General features: G+C 62.5%; 18 protein-coding genes and 1 tRNA gene. 11 read left to right on the forward strand and 8 right to left on the reverse strand.

Going from position 1 to position 19,063, the window contains the following annotated elements:
- On the reverse strand, positions 1–907 hold a 907-nt coding region (gene hemA, locus HP546_RS11215; protein ID WP_172224512.1), incomplete at its 3' end, for a glutamyl-tRNA reductase.
- Between the two features lie 332 nt (positions 908–1,239).
- Here hemA and HP546_RS11220 point away from each other — a divergent pair.
- The 9 genes from HP546_RS11220 (at position 1,240) to HP546_RS11260 (ending at position 9,881) form a co-directional block, all read left to right on the forward strand.
- Entirely contained in the window at positions 1,240–2,961 is a 1,722-nt protein-coding gene (locus HP546_RS11220) for a tetratricopeptide repeat protein (RefSeq protein ID WP_172224515.1), read from the forward strand.
- 4 nt (positions 2,962–2,965) lie between these two features.
- Complete coding sequence (gene lolB / locus HP546_RS11225; protein ID WP_172224518.1) at positions 2,966–3,583, forward strand: lipoprotein insertase outer membrane protein LolB; 618 nt, start codon at positions 2,966–2,968, stop codon at positions 3,581–3,583.
- A gap of 4 nt (positions 3,584–3,587) precedes the next feature.
- Complete coding sequence (gene ispE, locus HP546_RS11230; protein WP_172224521.1) at positions 3,588–4,448, forward strand: 4-(cytidine 5'-diphospho)-2-C-methyl-D-erythritol kinase; 861 nt, start codon at positions 3,588–3,590, stop codon at positions 4,446–4,448.
- 20 nt (positions 4,449–4,468) lie between these two features.
- Positions 4,469–4,543 (forward strand) — tRNA-Gln (locus HP546_RS11235).
- 48 nt (positions 4,544–4,591) lie between these two features.
- Entirely contained in the window at positions 4,592–5,533 is a 942-nt protein-coding gene (locus HP546_RS11240) for a ribose-phosphate pyrophosphokinase (protein ID WP_003247410.1), read from the forward strand.
- Positions 5,534–5,651: 118 nt separating this feature from the next.
- A complete protein-coding gene (locus tag HP546_RS11245) occupies positions 5,652–6,248 on the forward strand; it encodes a 50S ribosomal protein L25/general stress protein Ctc (protein WP_172224524.1) in 597 nt (198 codons plus the stop codon).
- 79 nt (positions 6,249–6,327) lie between these two features.
- The gene (gene pth / locus HP546_RS11250; RefSeq protein WP_133331270.1) at positions 6,328–6,912 is read left to right on the forward strand and encodes an aminoacyl-tRNA hydrolase; all 585 of its coding nucleotides are present in this window, start codon (positions 6,328–6,330) and stop codon (positions 6,910–6,912) included.
- 22 nt (positions 6,913–6,934) lie between these two features.
- Complete coding sequence (ychF, locus tag HP546_RS11255; RefSeq protein ID WP_172224527.1) at positions 6,935–8,035, forward strand: redox-regulated ATPase YchF; 1,101 nt, start codon at positions 6,935–6,937, stop codon at positions 8,033–8,035.
- A gap of 133 nt (positions 8,036–8,168) precedes the next feature.
- On the forward strand, positions 8,169–9,881 hold the full coding sequence (locus tag HP546_RS11260) for a SulP family inorganic anion transporter (RefSeq protein ID WP_172224530.1): 1,713 nt from the start codon (positions 8,169–8,171) through the stop codon (positions 9,879–9,881).
- Position 9,882: 1 nt separating this feature from the next.
- Here the strand turns inward: HP546_RS11260 and HP546_RS11265 are convergent, their stop codons facing one another.
- The 7 genes from HP546_RS11265 to HP546_RS11295 form a co-directional block, all read right to left on the reverse strand.
- Positions 9,883–10,893 (reverse strand): DUF2955 domain-containing protein, encoded by a 1,011-nt coding sequence (locus tag HP546_RS11265; RefSeq protein WP_172224535.1) that lies wholly within the window; start codon positions 10,891–10,893, stop codon positions 9,883–9,885.
- Positions 10,883–11,974 (reverse strand): HlyD family secretion protein, encoded by a 1,092-nt coding sequence (locus tag HP546_RS11270; protein ID WP_172224538.1) that lies wholly within the window; start codon positions 11,972–11,974, stop codon positions 10,883–10,885. Before HP546_RS11270 ends, HP546_RS11265 begins: the two co-directional genes overlap by 11 nt.
- Positions 11,971–13,485, reverse strand: coding sequence for an efflux transporter outer membrane subunit (locus HP546_RS11275; RefSeq protein WP_172224541.1), 1,515 nt, complete (start codon positions 13,483–13,485; stop codon positions 11,971–11,973). Before HP546_RS11275 ends, HP546_RS11270 begins: the two co-directional genes overlap by 4 nt.
- A gap of 7 nt (positions 13,486–13,492) precedes the next feature.
- Positions 13,493–14,590: an AI-2E family transporter gene (locus HP546_RS11280; protein WP_172224544.1), complete on the reverse strand. Its 1,098-nt coding sequence runs from the start codon at positions 14,588–14,590 to the stop codon at positions 13,493–13,495.
- Positions 14,591–14,628: 38 nt separating this feature from the next.
- Positions 14,629–15,825, reverse strand: a complete 1,197-nt coding sequence (locus HP546_RS11285) for a monovalent cation:proton antiporter-2 (CPA2) family protein (RefSeq protein ID WP_172224547.1) — start codon at positions 15,823–15,825, stop codon at positions 14,629–14,631.
- Positions 15,826–15,861: 36 nt separating this feature from the next.
- Entirely contained in the window at positions 15,862–16,680 is an 819-nt protein-coding gene (gene ppk2 / locus HP546_RS11290) for a polyphosphate kinase 2 (RefSeq protein ID WP_172224550.1), read from the reverse strand.
- Positions 16,681–16,960: 280 nt separating this feature from the next.
- A complete protein-coding gene (locus HP546_RS11295) occupies positions 16,961–17,962 on the reverse strand; it encodes a Fic family protein (protein ID WP_172224553.1) in 1,002 nt (333 codons plus the stop codon).
- Positions 17,963–18,190: 228 nt separating this feature from the next.
- On the opposite strand from HP546_RS11295, the gene HP546_RS11300 reads away from it, so the two are divergent.
- On the forward strand, positions 18,191–18,580 hold the full coding sequence (locus tag HP546_RS11300) for a nuclear transport factor 2 family protein (protein ID WP_172224556.1): 390 nt from the start codon (positions 18,191–18,193) through the stop codon (positions 18,578–18,580).
- 94 nt (positions 18,581–18,674) lie between these two features.
- Positions 18,675–19,063 (forward strand): cytosine permease (locus HP546_RS11305; RefSeq protein ID WP_172224559.1); only part of this gene is annotated, 389 nt, incomplete at its 3' end.

Below are 19,063 nucleotides of genomic sequence, written 5' to 3' on the forward strand. Positions count from 1 at the left end.
CATGCAGGTCGTCGACGGTATACAGGTACACGTCGTCCAGCTCGCCGACTTCTGATTCGATATCGCGTGGCACGGCGATGTCGACCATGAAGATCGGCTTGTGCCGGCGCTGCTTCAGCGCGCTCTCGACCGCGCCCTTGCCCAGAATCGGCAGCTGGCTGGCGGTGGAGCTGATGACGATGTCGCTGTTGGCCAGTTCCTGGGGGATGTCGGCCAGCAACACGGCGTGAGCGCCGAACTGTTCGGCCAGGATACTGGCCCGCTCCAGGGTGCGGTTAGCCACGACGATGCGGCGCACGCCCTGCTCGTGCAGATGACGAGCGACCAGGGTAATGGTTTCGCCGGCGCCGATCAGCAGCGCCTGGCTGCGACCGAGGTCGCTGAAGATCTGCTTGGCCAGGCTGACCGCGGCAAACGCCACCGACACCGGGTTTTCGCCGATCGCGGTGTCGGTGCGCACCTGCTTGGCAGCGCTGAAGGTGGCCTGGAACAGGCGCCCGAGCAAAGGGCCGACAGTGCCGGCCTCGCGCGCAACGGCGTAGGCGGACTTCATCTGGCCAAGGATCTGCGGCTCGCCGAGTACCAGCGAGTCCAGGCCCGAGGCCACCCGCATCATGTGCCGGACGGCATCGTGCTCCTCGTGGACGTAGGCGCTGGCGCGCAGCTCGTCCAGGCTGAGCCGATGATAGTCGGCCAGCCATTGCAGCACGGCGTCGGCGGACAGGTGGTCCTGCTCTATATAGAGCTCGCTGCGGTTGCAGGTCGACAGGATCGCCGCTTCGCGGCTGGATGTCAGTCGGCAGAGCTGCTGCAGGGCGTCTACCAGCTGCTCTGGGGTAAACGCCACGCGCTCGCGTACGTCTACCGAGGCAGTCTTATGGTTGATACCAAGTGCAAGAAAGGCCATGCAAGGTCGCTGGTTGTGACGGGAAGCCGATAATTGTCCTCTTTCGCAGGTTTTAGAACAACCACCGTTCGCTATTGCGCTGATAGTCAGGTGGTGCCTCTCAAGGTGTTCGTCCTGGGACCTCTTCGCCGGTGAGATCGAGCGCCGCCCACGCGGCGCTCGATTTCACCGGCGACAAAGCTGTTGTGGCGGACACCCGGCACAGCCGCCCCGTTACGGAACCCTTCCCCCCCTCAAAGGTCGCAATTAACCAGCCACAGCACAGGTGGGTTTGCCCCCGCGCTTGTGTCATCATGCCCCCACCGCCGGTGAGTCCTCCTATAAGCCTTTCTATGAACAGACCATACGCACTGCTGCTTGCCTTCGCCCTGCTCCAGGGCTGCCAGAGCCTGGCCCCGCAAACGGCCGAGCCTCCCGTTGCCGAAGCCGGCAAGAGCGAGGCGGACAAGCCCGTGGTGTATGGCTCGTTCAAGCCCGATACATTCTATAGCCTGCTGGTGGCGGAGCTGGCCGGCCAGCGCAACCGCTTCGACATCGCCCTGGCCAACTACACCGACCAAGCGGCAAAAACCCAGGACCCCGGGGTTTCCGAACGTGCCTACCGTATCGCCGAATACCTCGGCGCCGACGAGCCGGCGCTGGACAACGCACTGGTCTGGGCCCGCAACGACCCGCAGAACCTGGACGCCCAGCGCGCCGCCGCCATCCAGCTGGCCCGTGCTGGCCGCTATGACGACTCCATGGCCTACATGGAAAAGGTGCTGCAAGGCCAGGGCGACACCCATTTCGACTTCCTCGCCCTCTCCGCCGCCGAAACCGACCAGAGCACCCGCGACGGCCTGCTGCAAAGCTTCGAGCGGCTGCTGGTGAAGTACCCGGACAACAGCCAGCTGGTATTCGGCAAGGCTCTGCTGCTGAACCAGGACGGCAAGGCCGAACAGGCCCTGGAACTGCTGGAATCGCACCCGCCGCAAAACGGCGAGATCGCCCCGATCCTGCTGCGTGCGCGCCTGCTGCAGACCCTTGACCGCGGCCCGGAGGCCCTGCCATTGCTGCGCGGGGCCATTCGCGACAACCCGGACGACAAGCGTCTGCGCCTGACCTACGCGCGCACCCTGGTCGAACAGGACCGCATCGCCGACGCCAAGGGCGAGTTCCTCAGCCTGGTCCAGCAATACCCCGATGATGACGAGCTGCGCTACTCCCTGGCACTGGTATGCCTGGAGAACAAGGACTGGGACGAAGCCGAAGGCTATCTGCAGGAACTGATCGAACGCGACAGCAACGTCGATGCCGCGCACCTGAACCTGGGCCGCATCCACGAAGAGCGTCACGACCCTGCTGGCGCCCTGCGTGAATACGCCCTGGTCGGCCCAGGCCCCGACTACCTCCCAGCCCAGCTGCGCCAGGCCGACATCCTGATTGCCAACGGCCGCGGCAGCGAAGCCTCGCGGCTGCTCGCCGAGGCCCGCGAAGCCCAGCCGGACTACGCTATCCAGCTGTTCCTGATCGAATCGGAAAGCTACAGCAACAACAACAAGGACGCCCAGGCCAACCAGGTGCTGCAGCAAGCCATTCAGCGCTACCCGGACGACCTCAACCTGCTGTACACCCGCGCCATGCTGGCCGAAAAGCGCGATGACCTGGCGCAGATGGAAAAAGACCTGCGCTCCATCATCACCCGCGAGCCGGAAAATGCCATGGCCCTGAACGCCCTGGGCTACACCCTGGCCGACCGCACCACCCGCTATGCCGAAGCCAAGGCGCTGATCGACAAGGCCCACCAGTTGACCCCGGACGACCCGGCGGTACTCGACAGCCTGGGCTGGGTCAACTACCGCCAAGGCAACCTCGACGCGGCTGAAAGCTACCTGCGCCAGGCCTTTGCCAGCTTCCCCGACCACGAGGTGGCCGCCCACCTGGGGGAAGTGCTATGGGCCAACGGCAAGCGCCGCGAAGCCCGCCAGGTCTGGGCCAAGGGCTTCGACGCCCAGGCCGACAGCCCCATCCTGCGCAAGACCATCCTGCGCCTGACCGGATCCGAGACCCTTTAACGCCATGTTCCTGCGCCATTGCATTACCTTCACCCTGATCGCCCTGCTGGCCGGCTGCGCCGGCTTCGGTAGCCGCGAGGCCCTGCAGGGCCACGGCGACCCGCAACAGTGGCGCGCCCATAAAGAACAACTGAGCAGCCTGGACGGCTGGCAGATCAACGGCAAGGTCGGCATCCGCGCCCCGCGCGACTCCGGCAGCGGCACGCTGTTCTGGCTGCAACGCCAGGACTACTACGACATTCGCCTGGCCGGCCCGCTGGGCCGTGGTGCTGCACGCCTGACCGGTCGCCCCGGCGGCGTGGTGCTGGAAGTGGCCAACCAGGGCCGCTACGAGGCCACCAGCCCGGAAGCCCTGCTGGAAGAGCAGCTGGGCTGGAACCTGCCGGTCTCGCACCTGGTCTGGTGGGTGCGCGGCCTGCCCGCCCCTGACAGCAAGAGCAAGCTGACCCTGGACGGTGACAGCCGCCTGGCCAGCCTGGACCAGGATGGCTGGCAGGTGCAGTACCTGAGCTATACCGAGCAGAACGGTTACTGGCTGCCGGAACGCCTGAAGCTGCACGGCAAGGACCTGGACGTGACCCTGGTAGTGAAAGACTGGCAGCCGCGCCAGCTGGGGCACTGATTGCATGCACACACTTACCCTGCCCGCCCCGGCCAAGCTCAACCTGTGGCTGCACATCATTGGCCGCCGCCCAGACGGCTACCACGAGCTGGAAACTGTGTTCCAGTTTCTCGATCACGGCGACGAACTGAGCTTCGCCTTGCGTGACGACGGCGTCATTCGCCTGCACACCGAGATCGACACGGTTCCCCACGACAGCAACCTGATCGTGCGCGCAGCGCGCCAGCTGCAGGCGCAATCGGGCACCACGCTGGGCGCCGACATCTGGCTGAGCAAGGTATTGCCAATGGGCGGCGGTATCGGCGGCGGCAGCTCGGATGCCGCCACCACCCTGCTGGGCCTTGCCCATCTGTGGCAGCTGGACTGGGACGAAGACCGCCTGGCCGCGCTGGGCCTGGGCCTTGGCGCCGATGTGCCGGTATTCGTGCGCGGCCATGCGGCGTTCGCCCAGGGTGTGGGCGAGCAACTGACCCCGGTCGATCCCGCAGAGCCCTGGTATGTCGTGCTGGTGCCGCAAGTGTCTGTCAGCACAGTAGAAATTTTTTCACATCCACAGTTGACACGTGATTCGCTCCCCCTTAAGATGCGCCCCGTTCCCGAGGGAAACAGTCGAAATGACTGCCAACCGGTGGTAGAGCAGAATTACCCAGAAGTTCGCAATGCGTTGAATTCGCTGGGAAAATTCACTGAAGCTCGGCTAACCGGAACTGGAAGTTGTGTGTTTGGGGCCTTCCCAAGCAAAGCCGAAGCTGATAAAGTTCTGGCCCTTCTTTCAGCGACCCAAACAGGGTTTGTGGCGAAAGGAAGCAATATTTCGATGTTGCATCGCAAGCTGCAAAGTCTGGTCAAGAAGTCGAGCGCATAAGCGTTCGCAGCAACAGATACAGGGGCGTCGCCAAGCGGTAAGGCAGCAGGTTTTGATCCTGCCATGCGTTGGTTCGAATCCAGCCGCCCCTGCCATTTTCCTTATACTCATCCAGGTATACCCTCAGCCTTCAGGTACTGCGCGTGTCCAAGATGATGGTCTTTACGGGGAACGCTAACCCCGATCTGGCTCGGCGTGTCGTACGTCAGCTGCATATCCCTCTCGGTGACGTCTCTGTCGGTAAATTCTCCGACGGCGAGATCAGCACTGAGATCAATGAAAATGTCCGCGGTAAAGACGTCTTCATTATTCAGCCGACTTGTGCCCCGACCAACGATAACCTGATGGAACTGGTAGTGATGGCAGACGCCTTCCGCCGCTCCTCAGCATCCCGAATCACCGCCGTGATTCCTTACTTCGGATACGCCCGCCAGGACCGCCGTCCGCGTTCGGCACGTGTAGCCATCAGCGCCAAAGTTGTCGCTGACATGCTCACTGTCGTAGGTATCGACCGTGTACTCACCGTCGACCTGCACGCTGACCAGATCCAGGGTTTCTTCGATATCCCGGTCGACAACATCTACGGCTCGCCCGTACTGGTCGACGATATCGAGGACCAGCGTTTCGAGAACCTGATGATCGTCTCCCCGGACATCGGTGGTGTCGTGCGCGCACGCGCCGTCGCCAAGTCCCTGGGTGTCGATCTGGGTATCATCGACAAGCGCCGCGAAAAGGCTAACCACTCCGAGGTTATGCATATCATCGGCGACGTCGAAGGGCGCACCTGCATCCTGGTAGACGACATGGTCGACACCGCCGGCACCTTGTGCCACGCGGCCAAAGCCCTGAAAGAACATGGCGCTGCAAAGGTTTATGCCTACTGCACGCACCCTGTGCTGTCGGGCCGCGCGATCGAGAACATCGAGAAGTCGGTACTGGACGAGCTGGTGGTGACCAACACCGTTCCGCTGTCCGCCGCTGCTCAGGCCTGTGACCGTATCCGCCAGCTGGATATCGCACCGGTTGTCGCTGAAGCGGTACGCCGCATCAGCAATGAAGAATCAATCAGTGCGATGTTCCGCTAAGCGGAACCCGTATTGATGTGAAGCGCCCCGCCCCAACACGTGTTGGGGCGGGGCTTTTTTGCCATCCCCGTTGGCGCTGGTCGCAAACGCCCTCGGGGGGCTATTTTGGAGAAACAAAATGACTGATTTCATTCTGAACGCACAAGCGCGTACTGACCTGGGGAAAGGTGCGAGCCGCCGCCTGCGTCACGCGCTGAGCATCCCGGCCGTTGTATACGGTGGCGATAAAGAAGCCCAATCCCTGACCATCGTGGCCAAGGAAATCGCCAAGCTGTTCGAAAACGAAGCTGCCTTCAGCCACGTTATCGAACTGAACGTTGACGGCGCCAAGCAGAACGTCGTGGTCAAGGCCATGCAGCGTCACCCGGCCAAAGGCTTCATCATGCACGCCGACTTCGTTCGCGTCGTTGCTGGCCAGAAGCTGACCGCTGTTGTTCCAGTGCACTTCATCAACGAAGAAGCCCCGGTCAAGAAAGGCGGCGAGATCTCGCACGTTGAATCGCAGATCGAAGTTTCCTGCGAAGCCAAAGACCTGCCTGAGTTCATCGAAGTTGACCTGGCCAACGCCGAAATCGGCACCATCATCCACCTGTCGGACCTGAAAGCTCCTAAAGGCGTAGAGTTCGTAGCTCTGGCCCATGGTGATGACAAAGCTGTTGCCAACGTTCACGCTCCACGCGTTGCTCCAGAAGCTGAAGAAGGCGCCGCTGAGTAATCCACTCGCGCGCCGGTGTTGATCGGGTTACAGTGCCGCGCGCCCTGTAACCCAACAACTCCAAGGAAGAGCCCCTGACGTGACCGCCATCCAGTTGATCGTCGGCCTGGGTAACCCCGGCCCCGAATACGAACAGACCCGGCATAACGCAGGGGCTCTTTTCGTTGAACGCATTGCCAGCGCCCAGCGTGTTTCGCTGACCGCTGACAAAAAGTATTTCGGCCTGACGGCTAAGTTCAGCCATCAGGGCAACGACGTTCGTTTGTTGATCCCGACCACCTACATGAACCGTAGCGGCCAGTCCGTGGCGGCCTTGGCCAATTTCTTCCGCATCAAACCGGAAGCGATACTGGTGGCACACGACGAACTCGACCTGCCTCCGGGCGTTGCCAAGCTCAAGCGCGGCGGCGGCCATGGGGGGCACAACGGGCTGCGAGACATCATTGCGCAGCTCGGCAACCAGAACGACTTCTACCGCCTGCGGCTTGGCATAGGCCACCCGGGTGACGCCAAACTGGTCTCCAACTTCGTCCTGGGCCGCGCGCCGCGCGCCGAGCAGGAGAAGCTCGACGCCAGCATCGATTTTGCCCTCGGCGTGCTGCCGGACGTGCTTGCCGGCGACTTCGCCAAGGCGATGCGCGAGCTGCACAGCCAGAAGGCCTGATTTCCTAGAGAGGGGAATATCCATGGGTTTCAATTGCGGCATCGTCGGCCTGCCCAACGTCGGCAAGTCCACCCTGTTCAACGCCCTGACCAAGTCTGGCATCGCGGCGGAGAACTTCCCTTTCTGCACCATCGAGCCAAACAGCGGCATCGTGCCGATGCCCGATGCGCGCCTGGCGGCTCTGGCGGAGATCGTCAAGCCTAACCGCATCCTGCCGACCACCATGGAGTTCGTCGACATCGCCGGCCTGGTGGCCGGTGCCTCGAAGGGCGAAGGCCTGGGCAACAAGTTCCTCGCCAACATCCGCGAGACCGACGCCATTGCCCACGTGGTGCGCTGCTTCGAAGACGAGAACGTGATTCACGTTTCCAACAGCGTCGACCCCAAGCGTGACATCGAGATCATCGACCTCGAGCTGATCTTCGCCGACCTCGACAGCTGCGAGAAGCAGCTGCAGAAGGTTGCGCGCAACGCCAAGGGCGGCGACAAGGAAGCCCTGGCGCAGAAGGCCATCCTCGAAAAGCTGATCCCGCACTTCACCGAAGGCAAGCCTGCGCGCAGCCTGATGAAGAACATGGCTGACGACGAAAAAGCCGTCATCCGTGGTTTCCACCTGCTGACCAGCAAGCCGGTGATGTACATCGCCAACGTCGCCGAAGACGGCTTCGACAATAACCCGCACCTGGACGTGGTCAAGGCCATTGCCGAGGAAGAAGGCGCGGTGGTGGTGCCGGTGTGCAACAAGATCGAAGCGGAAATCGCCGAGCTGGACGACGGTGAAGAGAAGGACATGTTCCTCGAGGCCCTGGGCCTGGAAGAGCCTGGCCTGAACCGCGTGATCCGCGCCGGTTACGAACTGCTGAACCTGCAGACCTACTTCACTGCCGGCGTGCAGGAAGTACGCGCCTGGACCGTTCGCATCGGTGCCACCGCACCGCAGGCGGCCGGTGTCATCCACACCGACTTCGAAAAAGGCTTCATCCGCGCCGAAGTAGTGGCCTATGACGACTTCATCCAGTTCAAGGGTGAAGCCGGTGCCAAGGAAGCCGGTAAATGGCGCCTGGAAGGCAAGGACTACATCGTTAAAGACGGCGATGTGATGCACTTCCGCTTCAACGTCTAAGCGGCAGCCTGCAGTCCCAACAGAACCCCTTGAGGCCCACGCCTCAAGGGGTTTTGTTTTTCTGGATCTGCGAGCGGCCCGGTCCTTGAGCATCTAGACTTCGATCGAGCACTCTCCCGCCAGAGCCCATATCATGCCCGAAACACCTCGTGTCGGCTGGCAACGCTGGTTACCCGGCCTGGCGACCCTGCTCCATTACAACCCTGCCTGGCTGCCCAGGGACATCGCCGCCGGCCTGGTCCTTACCACCATGCTGGTACCGGTGGGTATCGCCTACGCCGAAGCCTCTGGCGTCTCTGGTATCTATGGCCTGTACGCCACCATCATCCCGCTGCTGGCCTATGCCCTGTTCGGCCCCAGCCGCATCCTGGTGCTAGGCCCGGACTCGGCCCTGGCCGCGCCGATCCTGGCGGTAGTGGTGCAATACGCTGCCAGCGACCCGCAACGCGCCATTGCCGTCGCCAGCCTTATGGCCCTGGTGGCGGGAGCTTTCTGCGTGATCGCCGGGCTGTTGCGCCTGGGCTTCATCACCGAGTTGCTGTCCAAGCCTATCCGCTATGGCTACATGAATGGCATCGCACTTACGGTACTGATCAGCCAGTTACCCAAGCTGTTCGGCCTCAAAGTGAACAGCGAGGGCCCCCTGCGCGACCTTTTGCTGCTGGGCCAAGCGTTGCTCAACGGCCAAGGGCACTGGCCAAGCTTCATCGTTGGCGCCGGTAGCCTGATGCTGATCATATTGCTGAAGCCTTTCAAACGCCTGCCGGGCATCCTCATCGCGGTGGTGCTGGCGACGCTGGCGGTGAGCCTGTTCAACCTCGACCAACTGGGCGTCAAGGTACTGGGCCAGTTGCCTCAGGGCCTGCCTGGCCTCGTCTTCCCCTGGGTAACAGACATCGATCTGGTCGAAGTGGTTTTGGGCGGTATTGCCGTAGCGCTGGTGTCGTTCGCCGATACCAGTGTGCTGTCACGCTCCTACGCCGCACGTCTGAAAATGCCCGTGAACCCCAACCAGGAAATGTTCGGTCTGGGTGTAGCCAACCTGGCCTCGGGGCTGTTCCAGGGCATCCCGATCAGCAGCAGCTCGTCGCGTACCCCGGTAGCCGAGGCTGCCGGGGCGCAGACCCAGCTTACCGGTATCATTGGTGCACTGGCGGTCACCCTCCTGCTGCTGCTCGCGCCAGACCTGATGCAGCATCTGCCTAACAGCGCACTGGCGGCAGTGGTGATTGCCGCGGCACTGGGCTTGTTCGAGTTCACCGATCTCAAGCGCATCTTCCGCATGCAACAGTGGGAGTTCTGGCTGTCGTTCACCTGTTTCGTCGGTGTTGCCGTGTTCGGGGCGGTTCCTGGTATATGCATAGCCGTGGTGATTTCGGTTATCGAGTTCCTGTGGGATGGCTGGCGGCCGCACCACGCGGTGCTCGGCCGTGCCGAGGGGCTGCGTGGCTACCATGACGTGCAGCGTTATCCACAGGCCCGTCGGATCCCGGGGCTGGTGCTGCTGCGCTGGGACGCGCCGTTGTTCTTTGCCAATGCCGAGCAGTTCCAGAGCACCGTGATGGCGGCGCTGGAAGCATCGCCAACACCGGTGCAGCGACTGGTGATTGCCGCCGAGCCGGTGACCAGCATCGACATCACTTCGGCGGACATGCTGGGCGAGCTGGACCGGGCGCTAGAGGCGCGTGGGGTGGAGTTGCAGTTTGCCGAGATGAAAGACCCGGTGAAGGACAAGATGCGCCGATTCGAGTTGTTCGAGCATATGGGCGAGAAGGCTTTTCACCCCACAGTGGGTGCGGCAGTTGATGCTTACCTGAAGGACACCGGGGTTGACTGGCAGCCGTAGGTTATCCTGCGCAGGTCCGGCGCCGATCGATCCAGATCAGCATGGCACTGGCATACACCGATACCGCCAAAAACAAGGCCATGCGCACCGCAAACGCTTTATACACATCCTGCCCGCCGGCGCTGTCCTGCACCGACTGCCCCAGCAGGATCAGCAGGGTGGTGATGCAGCTGACCCAGAACGCCGGACTCTGCCGGTTCGGCACCGCCTGGTACAACCGTCGCGCCTGCCAGAGAGCAAACAGCAGCACCCACAGAAAGAACATCCACACGTGCACAAACAGGCTCAGCGCCCCCCACAGCAGCATCGCCAACAACCCCGCCAGCAAGGTCGAGCCGATCAGCTCGCGGCTGGCGTGGCGTGCGCGGGTCTCGCCGGCCTGTTGCCCCACGCTCACCGCTTTCATGATCAGGGGCATGTACTGGTCTGGGGCTATCAGCGCCAGCAGAAAGGCAGGCATCACAATCAGCGTGGCACGCAGCGCCACCCAGCTCACATGCTCGCTGCCCAGTAGCGCAGGCGCCGGCTGCGGTGGCGCATTGGCAGGCTCGGGGAACAACGCATGCGCCGCTGCAGAGCCCAACACCGCCAGAAGCATGCCTTTGGCCAGCGCTTCGACCACCGACAGCGCCAAGCTGAAGTCGCTGGTGCCGGCAGCGGCAATCATGGTCAAGCCGATTACCAGCAGGTTGGCCAACAGGCCGTTGCCGCCCTTCAGCGCGTAGCGCAGGGTCAGGAACACCCCCACCCCCACCAGCAACACACCGCTCGCCGGGGCATGACGCAACAGCGGAATCAGCAGCAGCCCGCTGCCACAACTGAGCAGTACCAGCACCGCCAGGGCCGGCGCCGCCTTGAGTGGCAGCGGCTGGCTGCGCGTGGCCAGCAGCAGCACCGCGAACACCGGCGCCAGGATCGGCACCGGCAAACCCATGCCAAAGCTTGCGGCCAAGCACAACGCCACGCCCCAGGCCAGGCGCATGGCACGCAGGCCGCGCAGCTCAATAGGCATAAGATAGCCAGCTCATCAGCCACATGAACATCCGGCCCAGCAGGTTCAACGGATTGCCTTCACCCGGCAGCGCCATGACCTCGGCCTGGCCGCCGACCCGCAGCGCGGTCTTGTCCTGCAGCTGGTCGCGCTCCAGTTCGACTATCACTGGAAAGCGTTGCGCCGAACGCAACCACTCGCGGCTGTTCTGCACAGTCGGCAGCGTGCCTGGCGGAGTGCTCTGGCCCACGCTCACGCCGTAGCCAATGCTGCGTATCCGCCCTTTCAGCACGGTGCCGGGCAATGCGTCGAGCACCACCAGCACCGGGGTGCCGGGGCGAAGGCGGCCGAGGTTGTTCTCGGTCATGTCGGCGCTGATCCACACGTCATGAATCGTGATCAAGGTCATCATCGGGCTGCCCGCCCCGACATAGTGGCCAACATCGGTGCGCAGGTCGGTGATCAAACCATTGGCATCGGCGCGCACCACGGTGCGAGCCAGGTCCAGACGGGTTTTTTCCACGTTGGCCGTCGCGCTGCGCAGTTGCGCGTTGTCGGCCTCGGCGCCGCCCTGCTGTTCACGGGCGCGCTCGACTTCGGCACGCGCCGCCGCTACCTGGCTTATGGCCTGGTCGCGCGTTGCCTGGGCGCCTTCCAGCCGACGCACCGATACCGTGCCGGGGTCTTCTTCGATCAACCGCTTGAGGCGCGCGGCGTCCTGCCGCGCCTTGCGCTCGTTGGCCTGGGCCGCCACCAGCGCGGCCTGGGCCGAATCAATGCCAGCGGTACTGGCGCCGATCTGCCGGCGCACGGTATCGAGATCGGCTTCGGCGCGGGCCAGGGCAATGCTGTACTGCTCTTGATCGAGCTCGAACAGTACATCACCCCGGCGCACTTCCTGGTTGTTGCCCACCGCCACGCGTTTGATCTGCCCGGCCACTTCAGCAGCGACCGGAACAACATAGGCCTGCAGCCGGGCCTGCTGGGTGTAGGGTGTAAAACGGTCGGCCAGCAGGTACCAGACCAGACTGACGATGATCAGAACAACTATCCAGCGCATGCCGCGGTCAGGGGCTGGCGGCGTTTGTGCGGCGTCGCTCATTTTGGCTCACCTTGTTCAGGGTTGGCAGCAGCCGGCTCGCTCAGCAGGTCGCCCCAATCGCTACGGTTCTCCATCTGCTGGCGGCTGGCAGGGTCGATCGGCTTGCGCGTGTTGTCCCAGCCGCCCCCCAACGCCTTGTACAGGCTCACCAGGCTACTCACCGCATTGCCTCGACTGACCAGGTAACCATCCTGTTGCTGCAGCAGCAGTTGCTGGGCGTCGAGCACGCGCTGGAAGTCGGCGAAGCCTTCCTGATACTGCGAACTGGCCAGGTTCAACGAACGCTGGGCAGCCTGAGAGGCTTCCTGGCGAATGCTGGCGCTTTGCAGCGAACGCACCAGGCCACTGGCGGCGTCGTCCGCCTCACGGGCGGCTTCGCGCACGCTCTGATGGTACAACTCGATCAATTGTTGCAGACGGGCATCCTCCACGCGGACGGCGTTCTTGCGCCGGCCGTAATCGAAGGGGTTCCAGATCAGGCTCGGGCCTGCGGCGAGCTCGAAGGTGTCGGGCAGGTGACTGGCCGACAACAAGGTCCAGCCGATACTGCCGAGAAGGCTCAGTTGTGGATAAAGGTCCGCCTCGGCCACGCCCACCAGCGCAGACTGCGCCGCCACGGCCTGTTCAGCGGCACGAATGTCCGGCCGCCGTTGCAACAGGCTGGCAGGTACGTCGTGAAGCACGGCGCGGTCCGGCAAAGGCAAAACGCCGTGTTGCGCATCCAGCTGGGGCAGCGGTCCTGGCGGACGACCCAGCAGCGAGCACAGCACGTTGCGCAAGGCATTGAGCTGGTTTTCGAACTCCGGAATGGTGGCCTGGGTGGCCAGATACTGGGTACGCGCCTGTTGCCAGTCCAGTTCGTCATTTTCACCGTGGCGGAACAGCCGTTCGGTGATCTCCAGGCTACGTGCCTGGCGCCGGGCGTTCTGTTGCGCAATATCCAGCCGCGCCTCGGCTGTACGCAGGGCGAAATAGGTGTCAGCCACCTGCGCTCGCAACAGCAGCATGGCGTCGGCGTAGTTGGCCTGGGAGGCGAAATAAACGGCATCAGCGCTTTCGATTGCCCGACTGAATCGGCCCCAGAAGTCGACTTCCCAAGCGATGTCGAAACCGACGCTGGCCTGCCAGAACACCGAGTCACGAGCGCTGGCAGTACCAGACTGGTTCTGCTTCAGGTACAAGCTCTGCGCACTCAACTGCTGCATTTGCGGATAGCGCCCGGACTGCACGATGGCCAGTTGGGCGCGGGCTTCAGCGATACGCAGGCCTGCCACGCGCAGGTTGGTGTTATTGGTATCGGCCTCGGAAATCAGCGCGTCCAGCGTCGGGTCGGTGAACACCGCCCACCACTGGCGCAAATCAGGCGCCGCAGCGCTACGCACCGCCTGCTCTAGCAACGGCGTACTCCAGCCACCCAGCCACGGGGTCTGAGGCGCTGCGAAATCCGGCCCGACCCGGGTACACCCCGCCAGCACAATCAGCAGCGCAAGGCCATGCCAGCGGTTGGCCATGGCAAGCTCAGGGCGCAGGTGGCGCCGGCTGCTCCGGCACCTGCAGCGCAACCCATTGCCAGAACAGTACGTAAGTCACGCCCAGGATCACCGGACCGATGAACAGGCCGATGATGCCTTTGACCACCATGCCGCCCAGAGCCCCGATAAGCACCACTGGCATCGGCACATCCACCCCTCGCCCCAGCAACAGCGGCTTGAGCACGTTGTCGGCCAGCCCGGCGACGAAGGTGTAGATGGCGAAAATCACAGTCGCCACGGTGAAGCCTTCGGCGTTGAACACATAGATGATGACCGGCAGCGTAATCAAGGTAGCCGGTGCCTGGGCAATGCCCAGCATGAGGATGACAATGGCCAGCATCCCGGCCCCGGGGACGCCCTTCACTACAAAACCGACACCGATCAGCAGCATCTGAATAAAGGCAATGCCGATCACGCCTTGCGCCACTGCGCGTATGGTAGCCGTGCACAGTCTGGCCAGCGGCTTGCCACGCTCTTCGCCCGATACCCGCATGGCGATGCGCTGCGCTGCAACTTCGCCACGCTCACCAAAAGCCATGAGTACCCCAGAAATGATTATTGCTCCGATAAACAGCAGGAAGGCTCCGCCAGCACTGGCTGCAGCCCCCAGCAGGGTAAGCCCGGCGCCCTTGAGCTGGGGCATCCATTGGTTCAGGACGCTGGCCATGTTCTGGGAGGCGGCCAGCCAGAGCGCATGCACCTTCGGCCCGATCAGCGGCCAGGCAGCCACCGACTCAGGGGGTGAAGGCACACTCCAGGCACCGCTCCTGAGCAGGCCCACCATGCTGTCCACCGACTCACCGATGGACATCACTACCAGGTAGATCGGCACCAACAACACCAACAGCAGCAGCACCACCACCAGTGTCGCTGCATAGCCGTGCTTGAGCCCGGTGCGGTGCTGAAGGCGACGATGCAGTGGGTACAAGGTAATCGCCAGAATCATCGCCCACAGCATCAACTCCAGGAATGGCTGGAACGTCTGGAAGGCGAACACCACCAGAGCAGCCACCAGGCCAGCCTTGATGAGTACATCGAGCAACCCCCGTGACAGATTGCTGTCCAGCTTGAAACTCGGCTGCATGGATCACCTCCGAACACTCAGTGCGCCGCATGGCGCGGTCAGTGGCCCGTTTCAGGGCTTGGCTGCGCAGGGTTGTCATCACGCAACTGCCGGGCCAGGGCCATCATCACCAAGGGCACCACGGCCATCGACAAGGTGATGGCCAGTACCAGCAGATCGTGCACCTGCTGCGTCAGCACCTGATGGTCAAGCGCCAGCTTGAACACCACGAACGCAAACTCCCCGCCAGACGCCAGCACCACCGCCAGGCACAAGGCCTGGGCCCTGTTGAGCCCGCCCGCCGTGCGTGCCAGCCCAAACAGCAGGGGTAACTTGACTGCCACCAGCAACAATGTCAGACCCAACACTATCAGCGGCATGCCAAACAGCAGCCGCAGGTCGGCACTCATGCCGACACCGACGAAAAACAGCCCGAGGAGCAGGCCTTTGAGCGGCTCGATCTGGGTTTCCAGCTCATGTCGAAATGGCGAATCTGCCATCAGCACGCCAGCCAGGAAGGCGCCCAGCGCCATCGACACCCCCACATGCTCCATAAGCCAGGCCGCCCCCAGCACCACCAGCAACGCGGTAGCCGTCGACAGCTCTGGCAAACCCGAGCCGACCGTCCATTTGAAGACCGGGGTGAACAGGTAGCGGCCGAACACGATCAGCACGCCAATACCGGCCAATACCGCGAGCACCGGCCAGCCACGTTCTTCGGCGGCACTGCTATCCCCCCCCAGCATTGGCACCACGGCAATCAGTGGAATGGCAGCAATGTCCTGGAACAACAGAATTGCCACGGCCAGGCGCCCGTGTGGCTTGCCCAGGTCCTTGCGCTCGGCCAGTACCTGCAGGCCAAAGGCCGTGGATGACAAGGCCAGGCCCAGCCCCAGCACGATTGCAGCCGCCTTTGATTGGTCAAACAGGAAATAGGCGCACAGCCCCAGTAGCAGTGCCGTCAGGCCCACCTGCAATGTGCCAACGCCAAACAACGCCCGGCGCATGGTCCACAAGCGCCTGGGGGAAAGCTCAAGGCCAATGACGAACAACAGCATGACCACACCCATCTCCGACAGGCGTGCAACGTTGTCCGGGTTGTTCAGCAGGCCAAGCACCGAGGGCCCGATCAGCATACCGGCCAACAGATAGCCGGGGACTGCGCCCATTTTCAACCGCTGCGCAAGCGGCACAAGAAGCACCACAGCCAACAGGAACACCACTGTCGCCTGCAGCAAGCTGCCGTCATGTGGCATAGACTCGCACCCTCGCTATTGCCCGCAAGGGCGGGATCAGAAACGCTCTTCGACCGCTTTGAACGGGTAGGCCAAGGGCTGGTATTTGCCGATCTTGCCGCGTTTGGGCAGCTTCACGATCTGCTCGCGGGTGATGTCCTTGTAGGGAATGCGCGTCAGCATGTGGCTGATGATGTTCAGCCGGGCGCGGCGCTTGTCGTTGGAATGGGCTACGAACCACGGCGCCCATGACGAGTCGGAGGCGGCGAACATGTCGTCGCGGGCCTTGGTGTAGGCATCCCAGCGGGTATACGACTTGAGGTCCATCGGCGACAGCTTCCATAGCTTGCGGCCGTCGTTGATGCGGTCCTGCAGGCGGCGGGTCTGCTCTTCGGCGCTGACTTCAAGCCAGTATTTGACAAGAATGATGCCCGACTCGACCATCATCTTCTCGAACAGCGGCACCACACTGAGGAACTTGCTGGCCTGCTCATCGCTGCAAAAACCCATCACCCGCTCGACACCGGCGCGGTTGTACCAGCTGCGGTCGAAGATCACCACTTCGCCTGCTGCGGGCAGGTGGCCCAGGTAGCGTTGCACGTACATCTGGGTTTTTTCCCGCTCGGTCGGAGCCGGCAGCGCCACTACGCGAAACACCCGGGGGCTGACGCGCTCGGTGATGGCCTTGATGGTCCCGCCCTTGCCTGCACCGTCGCGGCCTTCGAAGACAATGCACACCTTCAAGCCCTTGGCCACCACCCACTCCTGCAGCTTGACCAGTTCGACATGCAGGGGCTTGAGCGCTTTTTCGTAAGCCTTGCCACCCAGTTTCTCGTGCTGGTCCTGGGTGGCTTTTTTCCTTGATGGCTTCGACATGTCCCTCTCCACAGGGCGAATGAAGAGTCAGTATGGTTGATCCATGGCAGTTTGCTGCTTCGCTTGCCGTGCCGGCATCAGGGGAGATGGCGGAAAGGTTGCTGAATATTGGTTGCAGCAGATGACAGGTGCTCTGCAAAAGCACCTGAAAGTCCTGATGCAATCCCTGTGGGATCGCCGCACCGCCGCTCCCACAAGGATTGTTGTTGGGCTCAACAGCGGCTTCTGGTCGATGGCCGCCCCAGAGCAGTGGCCGTATTTGGGGTTTTCGCTGACGAGCCTACTTTGTAACGCGCCGATACCGCTGCTTGGGACTACGAGGAGAATCAGGGTCTGTCATCTCGATCAATCCAGCAGCGAGAGCCGCGTGCAAGTAACTCTTGCGGAATGTGGCCCGGTGCGAAAGACCCAGCTGTTGCATAAGCTCCCCGGCCTTCAAGGCGATACCCACAGGCATTACATTCAAGAGACTCGCTACTTGGTCGGTTACTTGGTCGGTTACTTGGTCGGTCGCTGGATTGCTTTGTTTGGCTTCGACAAGCGCCTGCAGCAAGGCTCCGAGCATGTATTCAACAAAAGGGGTTGATTCCGCGGCTTGGTCAGCCGCCGCCAGGGCAGCGTAGTAAGCGTCCTGCTGCTCTCGAATAACCGTTTCCACCGGTAAGAACGCCAGCACCGGCCGCCACCGGCTGAGCAACAGGGTCTGCCAGAGCCGCCCCATTCGCCCATTGCCATCTGCAAACGGGTGAATGAATTCAAACTCGTAATGGAAAACACAGCTGGTGATCAGCGGGTGCCAATCGTTGCTTGCCAGCCAATCAAGTAAATCCTGTACCAGTGTCGCGACTCGACTGGCAGGTGGTGCCATATGCAGCAGGCGGGAGCCGCGGTAAATGCCTACGCCACCCCGACGATAGCGGCCAGCGTCATCAATCAGCCCATGCATCAGCAAGCCGTGCGCAGCGAGCAGATCACTCTGGGCGTCGGCACGCCAACCTGGCATCGCGTCATACGCAGCGAATGCATTGCGCACCTCCTGGATTTCACGCGGCAAGCCCATCACGCGCTTGCCGTCGAGCAACGCTGTTACCTGCTCTACGCTCAAGGTGTTGTTTTCTATCGCCAGTGATGCCTGGATAGTGCGAATACGGTTACCACGGCGCAGCTGCGGTGTCAGCGCTGCATCGCAGTAGGTAGTCAAAAAACCCACTTGCTCACTGATTTCGGCTACCAGTGCCAGAATCCGAGGAGTCACAGTCAGCGGTGGTTGGTAGTTGCTCATTGCCTGCGGTCCATGGGAATCGAGAGCGTCGCGACACCGGTGCGTAACTGCCACAAAATGATTACCACGACCGCGCTCACCTTAATCCAGGGACATCACGGGGTAAAGGAAGCGCGCCCATCACTTCACAAATTCCTGAACTGATTATTTGCCCCCAGCGATTTTTCCCCTCGCCCACCGCCACCAGAATCGCTTCACCACAATCACAAAAACCGTGAGGCCACTCCCGTGGACCAGACACTCCAGGTACGGCAAGCCGCCGCTGCCCTCGTTGCCGCGTTTGCCAGCAACGACACCGCCCGCTATTTCGCCTGCTTCAGCGAAGACGCCACGTTCCTTTTCCACACCTTGCCGCAACCGCTGCTGTCGCGCCGTGCCTACGAGCAGCTCTGGGCCCAGTGGCAGGCAGAGGGCTTTGCAGTGCTGGCCTGCGAGTCGGGTAATGCCCATGTGAGCCTGCAAGGGGACGTGGCCATCTTCATGCACGATGTAGCCACGCATATCCGCATCGCCGGTGAAGACCACCAGTTGAGCGAGCGCGAGACTATCGTCTTCCGCCGCCAGGGTGAGCAGTGGCTCGCCTGCCACGAGCACCTGTCGGTCGCATCACCAGCCTGATCGTTGTTTCTAGCGGCCTTGCCGCCCTGCCATCGCCCCCACAACAAGGCCCGCGCACTGCGCCGGCCCACAACAACCGCGCTGGAGCATCACCATGAGCCACTCGACCGGTATCGAGACCAATGGCGTCGAACAGATCCCCGACGATCAACGCGACGCCGCCCCGCTGGACCTGTTCCGCCTGATCTTCGGCGGCGCCAATACCTTTGCCACAGCCGTACTGGGCAGCTTCCCGGTACTGTTCGGGCTGTCGTTCCAGGCGGGCGTGTGGGCGATCTTGCTCGGCGTCGCCGTGGGTGCGCTGATTCTCGCGCCAATGGGCCTGTTCGGGGCAATCAACGGCACCAACAACGCCGTGTCGTCTGGCGCACACTTTGGTGTGCACGGGCGTATCGTCGGCTCGTTCCTGTCGCTGCTCACTGCGGTGGCGTTCTTCTCGTTGTCGGTGTGGAGCTCGGGTGATGCCTTGGTCGGCGGTGCCAA

The organism is Pseudomonas sp. CM25 (genome assembly GCF_013179705.1).
In the GTDB taxonomy this organism is placed as follows: Bacteria; Pseudomonadota; Gammaproteobacteria; order Pseudomonadales; family Pseudomonadaceae; genus Aquipseudomonas.

What these genes read in the sequence shown, in the direction of transcription:
- HP546_RS11220 (WP_172224515.1), top strand. Translation starts at nt 1,240, where the DNA reads ATGAACAGACCATACGCACTGCTGCTTGCCTTCGCCCTGCTCCAGGGC.
- lolB (WP_172224518.1), top strand. Translation starts at nt 2,966, where the DNA reads ATGTTCCTGCGCCATTGCATTACCTTCACCCTGATCGCCCTGCTGGCC.
- ispE (WP_172224521.1), top strand. Translation starts at nt 3,588, where the DNA reads ATGCACACACTTACCCTGCCCGCCCCGGCCAAGCTCAACCTGTGGCTG.
- HP546_RS11245 (WP_172224524.1), top strand. Translation starts at nt 5,652, where the DNA reads ATGACTGATTTCATTCTGAACGCACAAGCGCGTACTGACCTGGGGAAA.
- ychF (WP_172224527.1), top strand. Translation starts at nt 6,935, where the DNA reads ATGGGTTTCAATTGCGGCATCGTCGGCCTGCCCAACGTCGGCAAGTCC.
- HP546_RS11260 (WP_172224530.1), top strand. Translation starts at nt 8,169, where the DNA reads ATGCCCGAAACACCTCGTGTCGGCTGGCAACGCTGGTTACCCGGCCTG.
- HP546_RS11265 (WP_172224535.1), bottom strand. Translation starts at nt 10,893, where the DNA reads ATGCCTATTGAGCTGCGCGGCCTGCGTGCCATGCGCCTGGCCTGGGGC.
- HP546_RS11270 (WP_172224538.1), bottom strand. Translation starts at nt 11,974, where the DNA reads ATGAGCGACGCCGCACAAACGCCGCCAGCCCCTGACCGCGGCATGCGC.
- HP546_RS11275 (WP_172224541.1), bottom strand. Translation starts at nt 13,485, where the DNA reads ATGGCCAACCGCTGGCATGGCCTTGCGCTGCTGATTGTGCTGGCGGGG.
- HP546_RS11280 (WP_172224544.1), bottom strand. Translation starts at nt 14,590, where the DNA reads ATGCAGCCGAGTTTCAAGCTGGACAGCAATCTGTCACGGGGGTTGCTC.
- HP546_RS11285 (WP_172224547.1), bottom strand. Translation starts at nt 15,825, where the DNA reads ATGCCACATGACGGCAGCTTGCTGCAGGCGACAGTGGTGTTCCTGTTG.
- ppk2 (WP_172224550.1), bottom strand. Translation starts at nt 16,680, where the DNA reads ATGTCGAAGCCATCAAGGAAAAAAGCCACCCAGGACCAGCACGAGAAA.
- HP546_RS11295 (WP_172224553.1), bottom strand. Translation starts at nt 17,962, where the DNA reads ATGAGCAACTACCAACCACCGCTGACTGTGACTCCTCGGATTCTGGCA.